Consider the following 16,700-nt stretch of genomic DNA (forward strand, 5'->3'; position numbering starts at 1 on the left):
ATCGTTACGCTCGCCCCGCCCCACTCAGCGCTGCCGCAGTAAATGCGTACACCTCACCCCGGTGGCCGGAACACCCCGCCGCAGGTCGTGGTGATCACGGTAGAGGCCCTGCCGCAGTAAATCCGGTATTTACTGCGGCACCATCCTGACGAGCTAACAGGTGCGGGAGGTCCGGCAAGCCGAACCGCCGCTCATGCGTCCCTGCACGGTGTCATACCGTCACGACGTGTATGTGCTCGCATAGTTGGCGACAAGAGTCCTGCTGGAACAGCCGCCGCCTTCGAAGTGCCACCTGCCCGCTGTGTCATCAACGTTCACCACGCTCAGCTCACTCAGTGGCGGAGTCGATGATGTGTGGCATCCCCGGTATGAGTCCCGTCCGCCTCCGCTTATTCTCCTTCCAACAGGTGCGCCGCTCTCAGCTTGGCAAGAAGTGCGTTGAAATCATTCTTCAGGTGGTCAATGTCCACCGCGGTCGAGTTCTTCTGATCTGCCACACGCTGTGGAATCGGTTCAATGTACTTTCTGTTTTCGGGAACATCCAAGTCATAGAGTGTCATCCACTCTAGGTGATTGTCGTCAGTCAACGCTTCAACATGCTGGAGCACGTCCCGGTTCCAGGACAGCGGCTGAGTTGGACCGGAGACCTTGAAGTGCGGGTCCAACGGGTCACCGGGTTTGTACGCGTGCAGCAGATACACGAAGTCATTGGCGGGCGTCGGCTTGACGATATCTCCAATCTGATAGTGCTGCCCGGGAGCCCAGGGAGAAGCCGCTGACCCCCTTCCACACGCAGCCTTTACCGTCCACCCGATCTCGATTGGGTCCGTTGGATCTCTGTAGGCGTTGACAAGCAGATCACCCGGACGGTAGAAGTTGCAGCTACCCACGCGGGTATTGTAGGGATTTCCGCCAGTCACAACACAGATTCGCCGCTCACCGTAGACGTAGTTTCCAATCCAGGCTTCCGGAAGCATCAGCGCGCCGGGAAACGGACCGTTCTCGTACGCGGTTTGATAGTACGTCGGAGGGAAAGATGACTTACTAATAAGGGACGCTGCAACCCTGCCCTTGATAGCCGGGGGATCTGTCTGGACTTGGGTGCGGAAGAGGGAATCCCCCGCGGGTTGCAACTTGCCGTCCATCGTCACAGACTGAATATCCTGAATGATCGTGGAATCCACATCACTTCCGAGAATGTTGGACGTTACGATCTTGGGCTCCAGTTTACCCAAGCACAGCCATGTCACACCGCCATTTGGTGTGCCATCTTGCGTCAGGCTCTCTTTCGTTGTGTTCCAATTAGGCTCAACCCCGCCTGTACGCCCGGAATTCTGCGCTTCATATAGGTATCCTTGCGCCTTGGAAGGTATCCCGTTGTCTAGGATCCCGCCCGTCTTCTGCTCGCCCTTGTCGATGTCGATCCCGCCGGAGACGGCCCGATACAATTGCACTTTGGAAAAGTTATTGAGCACTTTCAGGGCAGAGGGTCCATGTCCTCCACGGACGGGGCCGAAGCCCCAGTACGTTGAGTCGGGGGTGATGTCCATGTCCCCTCCGACTACAGCGATGGGCCCCTTGAATACCGCTGGTGCATCAATTTCGGCGTAGCAGCCGAGGTATACGGAGTACGTGGAACTACTCGGGCGTTCACAGCTGATGTTTCGGTGTTTGTTTGCTGCAGTGTGACACGAAACGAAGGTGCACCCCAAGCGCGAATTGTCGCAAATTCCATCACGCCCATTTGATGAGGCATCGACGTTCGTAACTAGTATGGTACTGGCGTTGTCGTTGCCCAGGCTGCCGATGTCGAGCCCATTTTGGCCATTGCTGGTAAGGCGGCAATCACGTATCTGCACGAGGCTGGCGTTAACCACCGGTGCGACCTCACTTGAGGATATCTCTATTCCGTTGCGCCTGAAACTGACGACGCTCATTCTCTCGATGCATGCGCCGGTCGCCATAACTCGTATGCCATCCATCTGCGGGGCCTGGAGGGTGGCGGCAGGCATCCCTTGAGCGGGGATCGAATGGAGGGCGAGCTGACGAAGCACGGCATAGTCCGCCCGCCCGCGAGGGGGCCTCATGGCCAATCCGGCCCCATAGCCCACCAGGGCAATTGCGCAATAAACGGTCTCCCGCGCTGTCCCCCCGCCGACTTCACCGATTTTAGTCGAGACAGAGAGGTTGAAATTTCCGGATTTGACATCTGCGAGTATGCGGCTGGTTTCGTCATGATAAGCAAGGCCGGCACCCTCCAGAATGCAACCGTTCGAGATACGGAGAGGCTTCTTAATACGGTAGTCTCCCGGAGGGAGGTAGACGACGCTGCCGTCAGTAGTGGCGAATCGCATCGCGCAGTCCAGGGCGCTTTGGATCGCGTCTGTGTCGTCGGCTTCTTCGTCGGTTTTGCCGTTTCCCACTGCTCCGAAGTCGAGCACGCTCAGGCGCGTGTCGCGGCGGGGGCGGATTGTCACCGTGCCTGAAGCATCGCAGTCGCCGATCCAGTTCGGAGCGCTCACGCATTCCTCACTTGTAGCGCGGACGAGCTGTCCCGAACTGTTGATGCCAACCGCGCCGAACCTATCGGGGCGGAACCTATCGGGGCCCAGGCTGCGAAGTGTGAAAAGACCACTTACTTGAACTTTAACGTTGTGTGGGGGATCCACTGTTTCCAGCGCAACCCCGAAGAACGGACTGGTGTGCAACTCCTCCGTCTTGATAGCAGGGGTGACGGTGCGTGATCCTGTGGTGCGGACCGCCTGGCCGGCTGTGATGTGCTGTGCGGCTTTCATGTTTTCGATGTCCATCGGAACGTCCCTGCCGTCGAGGCTTCGTCGGTCGGATGGGTCGGCGTGAGCGCGGCCGAAGCGCGCGAGCACCCGACCTCGGGGGCTGAGGTCGGTACCCTTCGGCAGTGCACGCAACACAACACCGTTTGGGGGCCTCTTGCACTGTTCCCCCCTTCCACGCTAGGCGTGACCACCAGCCTGCGCACTCCGCCAAGGCCCGATGGCCGTCCCGACCGCGATCATGCTGATCAAGACCGAGTGCATCCACGGCCGGGAGTTCGCCACCAGGCCGGCTCCGACTCCCTGGCCAGCACCACACCGAAACAGTTGGGAGCACGATGCCGACGTCGGCGGCGTGAGCGTCTTCCTCGGGATGGACGTCAGCAAGGCCGCTCACCATGGCCACGGCTCACCCCGGCCGGCAATAGGGTCTTCGACAAGCAGCTGCCGACAGTGAGCTTCTTCGAGTTGGCCACCGATCGGGTGATCGGGACCGAGCACGCTGCAGTGTCGAGTGGGCGGCTGCAGCATCCGGTGCCAGCAGCTTGGTGAGCCGGGACAAGGGGCCGCTCGAAGCTTGCCGGCCTGAACGCCAACCCGGCGGCAAGGCCGGTGAGCGACGATCAAGCTGTTGTCAGCCGCTGGTTCTAAGGTCGGCCCTATGACATCAGACCTGGTCCAGGATTCATGGACTCGCATCGACGCGTGGCTGCGCGAGCATGCGCCCCGCACGTTTGCCACGCTTCGGCCGCCTGCAGGCAGCGAGGAGATCGCAGCAGCGCAACAGGAACTGGGGGTCACCTTTCCTCCGGACCTGGTCGCTTCACTCCTCCGGCACAACGGGGCGCTGGAGGGACCTGAGGCTTTCCGCTTCAGCACGGGCGACCGGCTGCTCGGAGTGAGCGGAATCCTCGGGGACACCGGGTTCATGCGCGGCATCGACCAGGGCCACGACGGGGAGACCGAGGGCTACTGGCTTCACGATTGCGTAAAATTCAGTTCTTACGACGCGACGTCGGACGGTCTTCTGATGGATTGCCGTACCGGGCGGGACTCCTTCGGTGTGATCGGACGGTTCTTCGACGAGACCGGCACCAGTTTCGGGCAGGCCGACTCGCTGGGTGAGTATCTGGCCGAACTGGCCGGCACGCTTGAGCGCGGCCAGGAGGCTGGTGTCGTCACCTTCAACGGCCGGCTGTTCTGGGAGGCGCGTCCGCCTGCCAGGCCGCAGTACAGTGCCGACGAGCCGCTTCCCGCACCGGATGAGCAGCTGCCAGAGCTGGACCTGTCCTACAGCCCCACCGACCTCCTGCACGTGAGCCACCTGGACGGGCATGAGGAACTCGGTGCGCTGATCGCAGTCCTGCCGTATGAGCAGGTGGTCGACGCCGCGCGGAAGCAGCTGCGCAGACTGGCGGTCGAAACGGGTCTGAACAACTACCCGGAGGTCAAGGCAGCCCTGGACGCGTGGGAGCGCGGTGTGGCCCTGCCGCAGCCTGACCAGACCGGCCCGCTCGCCTTGCGACTCCGCGCGGTGCTCGCACAGGCCGACACCGGCCGAGACGTCACTCGCAGGTGGGCCGCGGAGAAGATAGCCCTCGGGATCTGGGGATCCCCGTACAGGTCCGTGTGCGAGAGCGCGGAGACCCGGAGTCACTTCACTCTCGACTGGCGTGCGGATCTGCATGCTGACTTGGGCAATCAGCCCCTGCCACCGATACCTGACGACCGATTCTGGGGGGCGCTGCGCAACCCCGCCATCGACTCCAGTTGGTACGCGGCTCAGTACAGCCAAGATCAGGACTGACCCCAGGGGTTTCGGTTCCGCGTGAGCGCTTCATGTGGCGGTTATCGCCAGACGAAGCGCTCACCAAGAATCTTCAGCGCTGCCGCTCCAGCGTGAGGATGGCGTTGACGATTGACGTCATGCGGTTGGGGCTGCACCGGGACCTGCGGAAGATCCGCCAGGACTTCAGGATCGCGACACCGCGTTCAACGGGCGCTCGTGCTGCGGCCAGCGCCCGGTTGAGGGTCTTTTCGGTGAGAGTGAGTTCCTGGAGTGGCTTGCGTTTGATGCCGGTCGTCAGCCACGGTCCTGCGCCTTGGTAGGCGAGGTCGGCCAGGACGGGAACGCCCTGGCGCTCGCAGATCCGGATGATCCGGTGGGTGCGGGCGGCGGTCAGGTCGTGTGTGCGGCCCGGCAGGGCGGGCGAGAGCCACAGCAGCCGGCCGCCCGGGTCGGTGACGACCTGCATGTTCACGCCGTGGCGCCGGTGTTTGTGGGAGTAGTCGGCCCGGCCGTCGCCGACCCGGTCGCACTCGGCGAGGGTTCCGTCGAGCAGGATGAAGTCGAGATCGTGCTCGCGCAGCGTCTTGAGTAGACCCGGTGCTCGTTCGGCGAGCAGGTCGACGACCGCGTGGGTGTAGGCGTGGGCGGTGGACTCGCTGATCCCGAACCCGGCGGCGATCTTCGCCAGAGTGGTGTGCTCTCGTAGGTACACCAGTGCCACCATCGCCCGCTGGGACGGACGGAGCTTGCAGCGCCGGTCGCCCTCACGAGTGACAACCAGCATGGCCACCCACTCCACGAGCGCATGCGGCAGGTCAAGTGCGGCAGGATGGATGACCAACGAGGCCCCCGGGCAACGTGATTGAGACGTCAGACATCTCGATCAACACCTCGGGGGCCTCGTTCGTTGCGCTTCACGACCATCACCCGATCGGTGGCCAACTCGAAGAAGCTCATTCAAAGCCGGAGGAGTTCGCAGAAGCGGTCAAGGGCGTGGTCGGTGCGGCGGCGGTCGCTGGTGGTCGTCAGGTCAAACAGTAGGCCCCGGATCACGGCCATGACCAGCGTGGGAGTGACGGTGTCGTCAGGGTCGGTGGTGAGGTCGCGGAACGTGGCGCCGAGGGTGTCGAACCAGCCCGTGATCGCCTCAGCCTGGTCCGGATAGTTCTCGGGGCGAGCCAGGCCGTCGGCGTGCACCTCGAAGATCAGCCGGACGTACGGGGCGCGCTCAGGTGCGCTGATCCAGGCCCAGATGCCGCGCAGGTGTTCCTGCGGAGAGCCTGCGTCCGGCGGGAGGTTCTCGGCCAGCCGTGTCGCACCGCGGCGGCGGGCCTCGGCAAGGACGGCAGATACCAACTCCTGCTTGCTACCGAAGTCGTAGAGCAGCATCCGCGGGCTGGTATCGAGGGCTGCGGCCAGCGGCCTCAGGCTCAACCCGGCCAGGCCGTGTGCCAGTACGTAGTCGGTCGCGCGCGCCAGCCTGGCCTCCCGTCGGGCGGGATCTGGGGGTCGCCCCACGGCGGATCATCCTCTCGGTACTGCGGACCTGAGCCTGCATCAGTATATGGTACGACCGTTTCAACAATGGGAAGGAGACAGCCATGCGCACACTCGACCGGGCACTCGCACTGGGCGCCGGAGGCCCCGTCGGTGCGGCCTGGATGGCCGGACTGGCCTGCGGACTGCGCCGCGGCAGAGTGGATCTCAGCGAGGCCGATCTGATCGTCGGCACGTCGACTGGCGCGATCATCGGCGCAGTACTGGCCACCGGTCAGGACCCCGACCGACTCGCCACCCCAGTACGCCCCGCCGACACCAACAGCACCCCGCCCCAGGTGGACGGGCGCCGGCTGGGCGAGGCGTTCGCCGTGCTCGGCAGTGCCGCCTCGGACCCAGCCGAGGCCTGGCGCCGAGTGGGCCAGATCGCGGTCGCCGCCGAAACCGGCCCCGAGCAGGCGCATATCACCCGGATGCGTGCCATAGCCGGCGCAGACCAATGGCCGGACCGGAAGCTGCTCATCACCGCGATGGACGCCGAGACCGGCGAGCAGAAGGTCTTCGACCGCGCGAGTGGCGCACCCCTGCCCTCCGCCGTGGCGGCAAGCACGGCCTTCCCGGGCATCTACCCACCGATCACCATCAACGGCCGCCGATACATGGACGGCTCCCTGCGGTCAGCAACCAACGCCGCACTCGCGGCCGGAGCCCGCACGCTCGTCGTGATCGACCCGCAGGCGCACCTGTTTCCCCGCGAGTTGCTCCACCAGGAGCTGGCGGTCGCCGCGGCGCACACAGTGGTGACCATCGAGCCCGATCCGGCATCAATACGCGCATTCGGCTCAGACCTCAACGACCGCACAGCCTGGGAACCGGCCTACCAGGCGGGCCTTCGCCAAGCCACCGATTCCGCAGAGCAGCTCCGCCTCGCCTGGAGGACTGGATCCGACACGGATTGAGCATCCGCCCGATCCCCATTGCTGCCCGTCTCGTTGACCCCGTCCTCGGCCCCGGTCCTGCCTACAGCTGATTCGCGACGAACTACCACCGCCGGCAAGCCGTCCGGTTGTCAAGATCACAATCTACCGCTGGAGTATTAGGCAAACGCGCCCCGAGGGCTCCACGCGGCGGTGCGGAGGCGCTCCTGTGCGCCGTCGCCCCCTCGGCTCGAAGAGATCGCCTCCGCCCTCTCCGCCGACGCATCACCCACTCCCCGCCCCCACCTGACCTGGTGTTCCACACAGGCATCACGCGGTCACGTCCGTCCGATCTCACGCACAGACGCTGTCATGCGTCACCCGCAAGCCGCGATCGCCACTCCGCCCGACGGCCACCGCCGATCGCGGCATAGCCAAGATGCTCCTAGACTAACGAGCTCGTGCACGGTTGGCGGTGAAGCGTCGAAGAGTGCAGGTCGGCCCGGTGGTCACTGTGGCTCATTGGGCCTGCGAGTGGCGGTCTGCTGGTGTGAGAGCAGTCCGGCGATGGCGTGGATCGTGTCGCTCATGTGGTCACGGCGGCCGTGGTGGCGAGCGAGGGCTCGCCAGTTCTCGCGTCGGCAAGGATCTCCAGGGCCGGCCCGCCAGTCAGGTGCTTGACCAGGCCTAACTCCCGGGCGTGGGTGATGTCGGCACAGCTGGCCGGCTGGGCTGGACTGCAGAACAGGAGTCTGCCGCTGGTGTCGGTGAGGACCATGGCCTTGACCGCGTTCTGCTTGTTCTTGCCGGGGATGAACTTCTCCCGGTCCTTGCGGCCGGCGGCGGGCCTGCGGACCCGGATCTCGGTGCCGTCGATGATTCCGGTCTGTCCGCTGGCGCCGAGGTGGTCGATGACCTCGGCGAGGGTGCGGAGCCGGATGCCGGCCGCGATGGTGCAGCCGCGGGCTGCGAGCAGGGGCCGCACCTCGCCGATCGCCCGGGTAATCGTGGAGCGGTCAACGTCGAACCAGCAGGCCAGCACGTCGTGAGTGGCCCCGTGGCGAAGGTGGACGAGCGTGGCCAGGAGCCGGTCGACAAAGACCAGCCTGTGCTTTGCTCCGGCGCCAACGGCCCGCTGCCGTGGCCTGGACTCCAGTCCCGCCTGGTGTTGTCCGTGCCATAACGACCTACCTCGGCGACGAGTTCGGCGATCACATCGGCCGACAGCCCCGTGATCCTCCGGTCGCTGATGATCGCTGCACGAGCCCCGTTCCCCACCACACAAACATGATCAGCGATCACGATCCAGCGTCGCACCGCCAACCATGCACGAGCTCGTTGGGGAAGCGTTTACCGCGTCCGTGTACTGCAACGCCGTGTGCAGCAGATAGTTGTAGGCGACGAACCCGAACACGGCCGGGAGCAGTACACGGGGCCACGAGCGGGCGACCACTCGCCAGTCGGGGCGTTCGCCCAGCTGCGCGAGGACAAAAAGCGGTACCACGGCGATCGCCTATCAAAGCGCCACGAGGTCAAGCGGTGGGATCGCGGACAGGGCGGCACCGCCGACGACGTAGTTCCCGGCCCAGAACAGCGTCGCGGTCAGCAGCGCGCCGATTGCGGCGGTGGTGCTGGTACGCGTCGCCGTCACGCCCTGCCCCGGCTGTGCGCGCCGTTCGTTGCCAGGTCCGTGTTCGATCCGCATGCGATCACCGGCGACGGACTCTTCCGCGCTCACGGTCCGGTGACGGCTGACACGGGGGTCTGTTCGCGTAGGCACCAGGCGAGTGCGGCCGGCCATGGGCCGTATCCGTCTGCGGGGGTGATGTGGCCGGCGGCGGGGAGGACATCGCAGTCCAGGCCGAGCGCGGCACTCCACTCGCGTGGGTTGGCGGGCGCGTATGGATCGGTCGCCGAGACGACCACATGCGGCGGCTTGGCCGATGCGGCGGCGAGGTGCTCACGGCCGATGCGCTCGAGCTTGAACTCTTCATTGCTGTTGGCCACGGTGAACGCCTGGTCACCGAGCGGGGACACCAGCAGCACCCGGCTGACGCGCAGGTCGGCAGGCAGGGTCTGGGCGGCGCGCAGCCACAGGGCGCAGCCGAGGGAGTGACACACCACGACGCGTTCCTGGTCGCCGAGTTGGGCCAGTTCGGCGTGCAGGAGATCGGTCCATTCGCTCACCGACGGCTGCTCGGGCGCGGGGAACTGTGGATAGAGCACCTGCTCACCCCGCTGGCGCAGGGCCTCGGTCAACCACCACAGCCAGTGCTGCTGCGGCCGACGGTGCTGTACGCCGTGCACCATGAGGAAGCGCCGCGCCGGCGGAGGCGAGCCGGGCATCTCAGTCATCTGTCTCTTTCGTCCCGGCCCTGATCTTCAGGCTGTCGGTGAACTGGTACGGCCACTGTACGGGTTCCATGGATGATCCCCCCTCCGGGCATGGCTGCCGGCCAGCCCACATGAGCAGAACTGGCCGCAAATACATGAGGATTGGCCTCCAGGCCATCGTCTGCCGCCTGGGCAGACGTCTGCAACCTGGCGAGCCGCTCGCCCTGCCCCGTTCATAAACCGGCTCTGCCCACGAGCCGACAGCGATGTCCTGCGCCACAGGCACTGGAGATGTGAAGCAGGCCCTGCGATTCGGAGCCCGGGAATGGAGAACCCGTCCTCTTCCGTGGCCGGAGCGCTGAGTGCGGCGAAGGAGCAGGCCGTCAGGATCGCCACCCACAGGAGAGCGAAGTGGCGGCGTTGTCTGAAGGACAACCGGCCGGGCCGATAGAGCGGGGAAGCGATGAAGGCACTCGGTCGAAGAAGAGGAGGAAGAGGGTGCCGCAGCCATCCCGTCCGCGCCGACGCGTCGCCGGCTCGGGTGGCTGTTCCCGGTCGCCTCCGTGGACGTCGACTACAAGCACCACGGCGGGGTGACCTCGGTTCCCCTCTACTCCTGAGCCGAGGCAAGATGGTTGTCACAAAGGCAGGCTGGTTGTCACCATGCTGGTGGTGGCTGGTTCGGCCTTTGGTGAACGCCGCGTCCCTGACGGTGGTCCCCGGCTAGGTTTCGGACATGGTTGATCATCGCTCGGTTGACGTTGGTGGGATCCGGCTCGCCTATCAGGTTTCGGGCCCGCCGGAAGCTCCGCCGCTCGTCCTGTTGCATGCACTGGGCGAGGATGCTGCGGACTGGGACGTCGTGGCGCCCGTCCTCGCCCGCAGCTGGCGGGTCTATGCCCTCGATCTTCGCGGTCATGGCCGAAGCGACTGGCCGGGGAACTACTCGCTGCAGCTGATGCGGGACGACTTGCTCGGCTTTCTGGATGCGCTGGCTCTTGACCGGGTGGATCTGATGGGGCACTCGATGGGCGGAATCGTTGCCTATCTGTTCGCCGGGGAGTATCCGCAACGTGTGGACCGACTCGTCTTGGAGGACGTCCCGCTGCCACGACCCCGCGAGCAGTCCACCCCGATCAGGCCGGATGGGAAGCTGACCTTCGACTGGGAGATGGTGTTGGCCGTCAGGCGGCAGATCGACACACCTGACCCGAACTGGCTGGAGGGTCTCAGCAAGATCACTGCGGAGACCCTCGCCGTAGCCGGCGGTCCGGGAAGCCACGTTCCCCAGGAGCACATCGCCGAGTTGGCCCGTCGCGTTCCTCAAGGGCGAGTCGTCACCATTCCGGCTGGGCACTTGATCCACAACGCCCAGCCGACGGTGTTCGTGGAGGCGGTTCTGAGGTTCTTGCAGCCACCGGGAGACTGCCCGGCCGCACAGCCCTCGCTCCAGGCGGACGACGATGCTCCCCTTCGGAACGGGTGACAGAAAGGCTGCGGCATCGCCGTTGATGACAAGCAGCGCGCCTCATCGGTGACGAACAGCTTGCCTCACAAGGCCCAAACGGCCAGGCCACCCATCCCGAAGGTGACAACTATCGTGCTTCGGCTCAACGACGCCCAGGAGATCGGGCTTTTGGAGGTGGTCCGCTTTTCCGTGGACTGGCGGGCCGTGCGCACCGCCCGCGCGGGGAGCCGCTCCCCGCTCGTTGCCATCCGGTGTCTGGCCGCCGGTGCTTGTGGTGTGGCTGTGTGTTGGGGGCCTTGTCCTCGATGAGGAAGCCCGCTTGTCAGGGCGTCCTCTCTCGGAGCGGCCTCGCCCCCTGACGGGCGTGTGGTGGTGGCCCGGCGGGCTTGGCGGCCCCTGCCGCCATAGGGATCGACTGGTCCTGTACCGGCTTCGCGCGGGCCGCGCCAGCCAGGAGCCCAGGTCCCCCGACCTGGGCCCTCATCGTTGGTCCGGCATTTTCACCAACCGGCGGGCTCTAGCGCGGCGGTGTCGGCATCAGTGCGAGGCCCACCAGGTCGAGGGGGCCGCGACGGTGTAGCCCAGCGACTCGTACAGCGGTCTGCCCAGCTTCGACGCGGTGAGCGTGAGTGGGAGGTCCGCAAGGGGCGCGAGGGAGCCGAGCATGACGGCCCGCCCCACGCCGTGCGACCGGAAAGACTGGGACGTCGCGATCCAGTAGTGGCTGCCGATGCCGTCGTCCACGACGCTGACGCCGGCTCCCACGGGCACGCCGTCGTGCCTGGCGACGAACACGTCTACGCCCGGCTGCTCGATCAGCGCCGCCGGGAACAGCTCGCCGGGGCGGTACGGCTCGAATCCGGTCAGCTCGAAACCCTCGATCACGATCCGCTCGGCGGCTTGGAGGTCCTCGGTCCGCGCTGCCCGGATCACCTCCAGTGCCGGTTCACCGACCGGGCCGGGGGGCCGCAGCATGACCGGCATCTGCCAGCTGCGCAGGTCCAGGTGGCTCAGGTCGGTCGAGCTGAACGGATCCTCGACGTTCGCCGGGCCCGGGGCCCGGCGTACCAGCTCGCTCACTTCGGCCAGCTCGTCCGGGTCGAGGTCCGGCTCCTGGATCAGGATCCGCAGGCCGGCGCGCAGGTCGCCGTCGACCGCGACGAACCCGCGGCGGCGGATGACCGCATGGCCCCGGCTTCGGCCGGTCGCGGCCCAAAAGGCGGCGGAGTTACGGGCCTGACGCATCGGGGCATCGGCCAGGGTCAGGGTCTCTGGCTGTCCTGCCGGCATGGATCGTGTTGTCATCGCACCGACGGTAATGCCCAACTGCCCAATTTCAGAGGCGGTTTTCCCTGCGGTCCCGCAGGGCGCTCGTCTCCCGGTCCCGTCGAAGGGCATCGGAAGTCGTTTTCACTTCTGCGATCGGTACGAGCCCGGATCGAGGCCACATCACCCAGACAGCCGACCCACCGCACTTCTCCGCAGCCTCGCAGGGCCCAGGGACGTGACCGAGGGGGTGACCGACCGCTCCGAGTGGTGTTGCGGCCTCCTGATGGGCGGCGTGGATTGTTCGCTGGCCGGCGACATGGGTGTTCACCACCTTGCAGGGACGCTGCGTCTGGGTTCGGGCTGTCGTTCGGTTGGTGCAGGTCGGTGTCGTTTCGCGGACAGACCGGGTGGCGCCTGTGTAGGGCCAGGTGGTCTGCCGGGCCTACTGTGCCCAGTGGATGCCGAGGTGGGTGAGGGCGGCGAGTTGGTCGGGGCTGAGTCGGTCGCGCCGGGCCTTCTGGTTGGCGAGCCATACCCCCGTGCGGTGCTCACTGCCGTCGGGAAGGCACTCTGTGTGCGATCGCCCCGGAGTGCCGCCGCCTTCCCGCGCGAGGTACTGCGTGAGGGCCTGGATGCCCTTCTGGAACGCCTCGGTGCCGCGCCCGGACGTGGACGTCGTACCCGCCGCCGAGGCTGCCGTGCGGGCCCGTACCGCCCGCGCGGGCTTCACGCCGAGCGAGGCCAGCCGCCGCTGCTGTTCCTCGGTGAGCCGGCGGTAGTCGCGGCGCTGTGTGGCCAGCCAGCGGCCGATGTCCTGGCCGTGCCGGGTCACCCCCGGGACGATCGCCGCCATGCGCGCACCGTCGTCCAGGAGCTGGGCGAGGTAGGCGTATTGGCGTTGCCAGTCGACGGTCCAGCCGAGGGTGCCCGGGTTCCAGTCTTCATCGATGGCGGCGAGGGCGGCGGCCCGCTGTTGGGCGCGGCCGGGGTCTTTGCCGAGTCCGCCGGGCCGGCGGATGTTGGTGAGCCACTGCCCGACCGGCTTGTCCAGCATGGTGGCGTGCCGGGGTGCGGCGAGGGTGCCGTGCTGCTCGTAGTACGCCCGCGCGGCCGCGAGGTTCTGGTCGAACGCGGCGTCTGCGGTGTCCCACACGATCCCGAGCACTTCCAGCTCGGCGGCCCGCTTGCCGCTCATCTGCCCGGCCCGGAACGTCCGCCGCTGGTCGGAGAGCCACCGCCCCAGCGGATAAGGGCCCTCGGTGTGGTCGTACGGGACTTCCAGGTCCCCCTCCCGCTGCCGGTACCGCCATGCTGCCTCGGCGCCCCGGCGCCAGTCCTGGCGTTCGGTGTTGAACACCTGGTAGCTGATCCACTTGGCGATCAACGCGGGGTCGCGCGGGGCGGCGAACCGGAGCAGCAGCCGGGCTTCCTCCTCGCCCTCGTAGGGGGCCGAGCCGATCAGCTGCGACGGCGCTACGATGTGTTTCTGTGCCTCTTGGGGAATTGCGAGCATTTCCACGGCGCGTTCATCGTGTGCCCGAAGCCCGTTCAGAACCCGAATCAGGGGCCCATAGGATTTCGAGGAGAGAATGTCCTCGGGATCTTCGTCCGTGGCGAGGAATACGGGCACGATCAGGGTGGCCATTTTTCCTTCCCCGGGCTTCTGTCGCAGGGCCCGGCCGATGGCCTGGACGATGTCGACAGCCGATCCCTTGGGGTCGATCAGGGCAACACTGTCCACGCTTCGGATGTCGACGCCTTCCCCCAGCACCTTGCAGTTGGCGAGGACGGCTCGGCCGGTGCGGCGACCGAAATCGGCGAGGACGGATGCCCGGTGCTCGGCCTGGTGCTCCCCGCGCAGCCACCCGGTCCACACCCGCTCCGGGGCGGGATGCCGTTTGGGGTCGACGGCATGCAGGCGGGACGCGACCCGTGGCAGGCCCTCGGCGAAGGCCTGCGCCTCGATGGTGCGGTGGTGGAAGGTGATCGTCGTCTTCAGGCCGTGGGCGGCCATGGTCTCCAGGAGGGCCGTCTGCACGGCGGCGAGACGTTCACCGCGCAGCTCCTCGTCCCACCGCTCCTTCCCGTAGAGCCGATCCGGTGTCACCACCGGGTCGACCAATTCAGCCACTACCACCTGATAGTGGGCCAGAAGCTCGCGCGAGATCGCGTCCGCGAGCGACAGTTCATAGACGACCGGACCGAAGATCTTGGGATCGTCCATCGAGCACGCCAGTTCCGCCGGCAGCGCCTCATAGTGCGGAACGTACGGGCGGCCCTCGGCCTCCGCCTCCTTCCGCCGCTCTGCCTCCCTCCGCCGGTGTGCCGCCTCGGCTGCCCGCTTCTCCGCCCGCGTCCTCGGCGGGCGCTCGGCCCAGATCCGCGGGGTGGCCGTCATGTACAGCCGCCGGTGGGCGGGGATCACGTCCTGTCGGTGCACGTCCGCCCACGCCTTCCCCGCCGACCCGGACGTCCGGTGCGCCTCGTCCACGACCACCAGGTCGAAGGGCTCCATGGGCAGCCCGTACTCCCCGCGATGCGCCTCGGCGATGACGGGCAGCGAGGCGTAGGTGGCGTACACCGTCACCGGACCGCGGCCGTGCCACAGCGCGAGCTGCGGCGCCGACGTCGTGCTGCGCACGTTCAGGCCGTAGAACTGGGCGTTGTCCTCCAGCGAGCAGACCGCGACCGCCGGCCCGGTGTGGCCGGCTGTGCGCCACTCTCGCGCGGTTTGCGTTAGCAGGTCCAGGGTCGGTAGCAGCACCAGGACGCGTCCGCCGCGGGCGAGGCGGATGGCTGCTGCGGCGGCGATGAATGTCTTGCCGGTCCCGCACGCGGCTACCACGGTGGCCCGCAGGCCGGCCTTCGGGATCCGTTTGCCGGGGGGAATGTCGAGCCCGCGGACGATGGCTTCGACGGCTTCTTCCTGGTGGGGCCGCAGGGTGAGGGTGGGCTGGTGCGGCATAGGGGGCTCCGTGGTCACCGGGTGGCTGTGGAGTGAAGCTGGAGGGTGTCGAAGTTGCTGGTGGGTTCGCCGTGGAACTGTCCGATTCGCAGTCGGGAGCAGGCGATCAGACCCACGCCGTGGTCGTGGTGCAGGGCCAGTACGAGTAGCGGTCGAAGTGCGTGGGCGAGGGTGCCCGAGGTCTCGACCTCGTGTATGTGCTGCTCGTCTGCTGTGGTGATGCGCAGGTTCTTGAAGGTCCGGATGAGGCGCATGTACTCGACGGCCTCGAAGTGCACTCCGAGGCCTGTTTCCGTGGCGGTTTCCTGGCTCGCGAGCAGGAGCTGAGAATGCCCGATTCCGTACTTCCATACGCTGAAGGTACGGCTACTGGCCCAGTCGATCACGTTCTGCATTCGTCGCTCCGTGGAGACAGTCCGCTGTTAGGGAGTGGCCAAGATCTCGTGCCGCTACACAGCACATCACACCCAAACATATGCTGATGACTGTACCGTGGCATCGGCCAAGAGTGCGGCGAAAGGTGAAAACCCCCGCAGTCTTCGAGGCGCAGGGTCGTGCTCCGTCCGAGGTGGGGGCACTGCTGTGAGTGGAAGTGAACCGTTTCGTGCCCTAGAGCCTCGTGACCCGATTCGTGTCCCCTGAAGCCTTCATTGGTAGCCCGTTGGAGGGGGCATGACGTGGTATCGCCCGTGTTCCCGGCCCCGCCTGAACTGATTCCGTATGCGTCGGACTGTATAGCTGTAAATCCGACATCACCGGAGGACATATGCGTACGTCGCGGGTGAGGATGAAGCTGGCCGTATGCGTGCTGGGAGCGTGCATGGCCACCATGACGGGACTCTCGCCTGCCGTGGCAGCGGACCCGGTCAGCGGTTCAGGCTCGAAAGACGGCAACGTGAAGGTCATTGACCTCACCACCAGCGTCAACGGAACATTCGGGGATCCGGAAGGGTCCCCGGGATCAGTGTTCGGCGCTTCCGGCACCGCAACGAGAACCGAATCGGGCAAGGAGTTCGGTCTCTTCGGCTTCACCTGTACGGTCCTGCCGCCGTTCCCGTCCACCCCGGTCAGGCAGTGCAACACCACCTTCAGTACCCCGCAAGGCCAGATCACCCTTCAGGGCCTTCCGAGGTCCTCGGACGAGTTCCATGAAGTGATCACCGGCGGTGGTGGGATCTACACAGGGGCGCAGGGCTGCGCGGCCTTCACCAGACTGGCCCCCGGGGACGACGCACCCTTCCGGGTAGTCCTGTTCCTGCACGAGGACTCGTCCTCGAAACGAGCCGTACCCCCGCTCCTTGTGTGCGCTCCCGGTGTTGAGTTCTGAGGAGGGTAAGAACTCATGCAGGGCCTTGCCCGCCTGCAGACTGCGAAACCCACCCCTGAATTGAGGTGCGGAGGAAGATAATGCGCTGCTCCGGGCGGTCGCGGCGAGCGGCTTTTGAAGCGTCAGGTGACACGAACCGGATCACGAGACACCAGCTGGGCGCCTTTGCCTTGCTCATGCCGCCCTGTATCTGTGTCGCAGCCGGGCCCGCTTGCGGGCCCTCGGGTCTGGAGGCGGAGCCTGGCGACTAGGTTCTGTCTCTTTGGTCAGCGTCGGGTCCAGATGAGGATGCCGGCGATGTGGAGTGCGGCCTGGTAGGCGATGGCGAGTTTGTCGGTTCGG

General features: G+C 66.2%; 14 protein-coding genes. 4 read left to right on the top strand and 10 right to left on the bottom strand.

What is annotated here, in order from left to right; genetic code table 11:
• Positions 1-389: 389 nt before the first annotated feature.
• Positions 390-2,810 (bottom strand): glycosyl hydrolase family 28-related protein, encoded by a 2,421-nt coding sequence (locus tag ACFXA3_RS01845; RefSeq protein ID WP_385180482.1) that lies wholly within the window; start codon positions 2,808-2,810, stop codon positions 390-392.
• A 643-nt stretch (positions 2,811-3,453) separates the two neighbouring features.
• Between ACFXA3_RS01845 and ACFXA3_RS01850 the strand changes: the two genes are divergently transcribed.
• A complete protein-coding gene (locus ACFXA3_RS01850) occupies positions 3,454-4,599 on the top strand; it encodes an SMI1/KNR4 family protein (protein WP_385180484.1) in 1,146 nt (381 codons plus the stop codon).
• A 73-nt stretch (positions 4,600-4,672) separates the two neighbouring features.
• On the opposite strand, the gene ACFXA3_RS01855 is transcribed toward ACFXA3_RS01850, so the two are convergent.
• Positions 4,673-5,422: a transposase family protein gene (locus ACFXA3_RS01855; protein ID WP_385180486.1), complete on the bottom strand. Its 750-nt coding sequence runs from the start codon at positions 5,420-5,422 to the stop codon at positions 4,673-4,675.
• Between the two features lie 116 nt (positions 5,423-5,538).
• Complete coding sequence (locus tag ACFXA3_RS01860) at positions 5,539-6,099, bottom strand: TetR family transcriptional regulator (protein WP_385180489.1); 561 nt, start codon at positions 6,097-6,099, stop codon at positions 5,539-5,541.
• A gap of 83 nt (positions 6,100-6,182) precedes the next feature.
• Between ACFXA3_RS01860 and ACFXA3_RS01865 the strand changes: the two genes are divergently transcribed.
• The gene (locus tag ACFXA3_RS01865) at positions 6,183-7,037 is read left to right on the top strand and encodes a patatin-like phospholipase family protein (protein WP_385180492.1); all 855 of its coding nucleotides are present in this window, start codon (positions 6,183-6,185) and stop codon (positions 7,035-7,037) included.
• Positions 7,038-7,581: 544 nt separating this feature from the next.
• Here ACFXA3_RS01865 and ACFXA3_RS01870 read toward each other — a convergent pair.
• Genes ACFXA3_RS01870 through ACFXA3_RS01885 form a run of 4 tightly spaced genes read right to left on the bottom strand, consistent with a single transcriptional unit; the run spans position 7,582 to position 9,350 of the window.
• On the bottom strand, positions 7,582-8,280 hold the full coding sequence (locus tag ACFXA3_RS01870) for a transposase family protein (protein WP_385180495.1): 699 nt from the start codon (positions 8,278-8,280) through the stop codon (positions 7,582-7,584).
• Positions 8,281-8,286: 6 nt separating this feature from the next.
• Entirely contained in the window at positions 8,287-8,499 is a 213-nt protein-coding gene (locus ACFXA3_RS01875; protein WP_385180497.1) for a hypothetical protein, read from the bottom strand.
• Positions 8,500-8,511: 12 nt separating this feature from the next.
• Positions 8,512-8,733: a hypothetical protein gene (locus ACFXA3_RS01880; protein WP_385180499.1), complete on the bottom strand. Its 222-nt coding sequence runs from the start codon at positions 8,731-8,733 to the stop codon at positions 8,512-8,514.
• On the bottom strand, positions 8,730-9,350 hold the full coding sequence (locus tag ACFXA3_RS01885; protein ID WP_385180501.1) for an RBBP9/YdeN family alpha/beta hydrolase: 621 nt from the start codon (positions 9,348-9,350) through the stop codon (positions 8,730-8,732). The genes ACFXA3_RS01880 and ACFXA3_RS01885 overlap by 4 nt, the downstream gene beginning before the upstream one ends.
• A gap of 715 nt (positions 9,351-10,065) precedes the next feature.
• Between ACFXA3_RS01885 and ACFXA3_RS01890 the strand changes: the two genes are divergently transcribed.
• Positions 10,066-10,815 (top strand): alpha/beta fold hydrolase, encoded by a 750-nt coding sequence (locus tag ACFXA3_RS01890; RefSeq protein ID WP_385180504.1) that lies wholly within the window; start codon positions 10,066-10,068, stop codon positions 10,813-10,815.
• Positions 10,816-11,334: 519 nt separating this feature from the next.
• On the opposite strand, the gene ACFXA3_RS01895 is transcribed toward ACFXA3_RS01890, so the two are convergent.
• The 3 genes from ACFXA3_RS01895 to ACFXA3_RS01905 all read right to left on the bottom strand — a co-directional run bounded on the left by ACFXA3_RS01895 (position 11,335) and on the right by ACFXA3_RS01905 (position 15,426).
• Positions 11,335-12,102: a GNAT family N-acetyltransferase gene (locus tag ACFXA3_RS01895; protein ID WP_385180507.1), complete on the bottom strand. Its 768-nt coding sequence runs from the start codon at positions 12,100-12,102 to the stop codon at positions 11,335-11,337.
• A gap of 406 nt (positions 12,103-12,508) precedes the next feature.
• Positions 12,509-15,031 (bottom strand): Helicase associated domain protein, encoded by a 2,523-nt coding sequence (locus ACFXA3_RS01900; protein WP_385180509.1) that lies wholly within the window; start codon positions 15,029-15,031, stop codon positions 12,509-12,511.
• A gap of 14 nt (positions 15,032-15,045) precedes the next feature.
• A complete protein-coding gene (locus ACFXA3_RS01905; RefSeq protein ID WP_385180511.1) occupies positions 15,046-15,426 on the bottom strand; it encodes a hypothetical protein in 381 nt (126 codons plus the stop codon).
• Between the two features lie 425 nt (positions 15,427-15,851).
• Here ACFXA3_RS01905 and ACFXA3_RS01910 point away from each other — a divergent pair, with 425 nt between their 5' ends.
• Positions 15,852-16,358 carry a hypothetical protein gene (locus tag ACFXA3_RS01910; RefSeq protein ID WP_385180513.1) on the top strand — a complete coding sequence of 169 codons (507 nt, stop codon included), beginning with the start codon at positions 15,852-15,854 and terminating at the stop codon, positions 16,356-16,358.
• The last annotated feature ends 342 nt before the right edge of the window (positions 16,359-16,700 follow it).

Source organism: Streptomyces sp. NPDC059456, assembly GCF_042750055.1.
GTDB lineage: Bacteria > Actinomycetota > Actinomycetes > Streptomycetales > Streptomycetaceae > Streptomyces.

What these genes read in the sequence shown, in the direction of transcription:
- ACFXA3_RS01890 (WP_385180504.1), top strand. Translation starts at nt 10,066, where the DNA reads ATGGTTGATCATCGCTCGGTTGACGTTGGTGGGATCCGGCTCGCCTAT.
- ACFXA3_RS01845 (WP_385180482.1), bottom strand. Translation starts at nt 2,810, where the DNA reads ATGGACATCGAAAACATGAAAGCCGCACAGCACATCACAGCCGGCCAG.
- ACFXA3_RS01885 (WP_385180501.1), bottom strand. Translation starts at nt 9,350, where the DNA reads ATGACTGAGATGCCCGGCTCGCCTCCGCCGGCGCGGCGCTTCCTCATG.
- ACFXA3_RS01905 (WP_385180511.1), bottom strand. Translation starts at nt 15,426, where the DNA reads ATGCAGAACGTGATCGACTGGGCCAGTAGCCGTACCTTCAGCGTATGG.
- ACFXA3_RS01895 (WP_385180507.1), bottom strand. Translation starts at nt 12,102, where the DNA reads ATGACAACACGATCCATGCCGGCAGGACAGCCAGAGACCCTGACCCTG.
- ACFXA3_RS01850 (WP_385180484.1), top strand. Translation starts at nt 3,454, where the DNA reads ATGACATCAGACCTGGTCCAGGATTCATGGACTCGCATCGACGCGTGG.
- ACFXA3_RS01865 (WP_385180492.1), top strand. Translation starts at nt 6,183, where the DNA reads ATGCGCACACTCGACCGGGCACTCGCACTGGGCGCCGGAGGCCCCGTC.
- ACFXA3_RS01910 (WP_385180513.1), top strand. Translation starts at nt 15,852, where the DNA reads ATGGCCACCATGACGGGACTCTCGCCTGCCGTGGCAGCGGACCCGGTC.
- ACFXA3_RS01900 (WP_385180509.1), bottom strand. Translation starts at nt 15,031, where the DNA reads ATGCCGCACCAGCCCACCCTCACCCTGCGGCCCCACCAGGAAGAAGCC.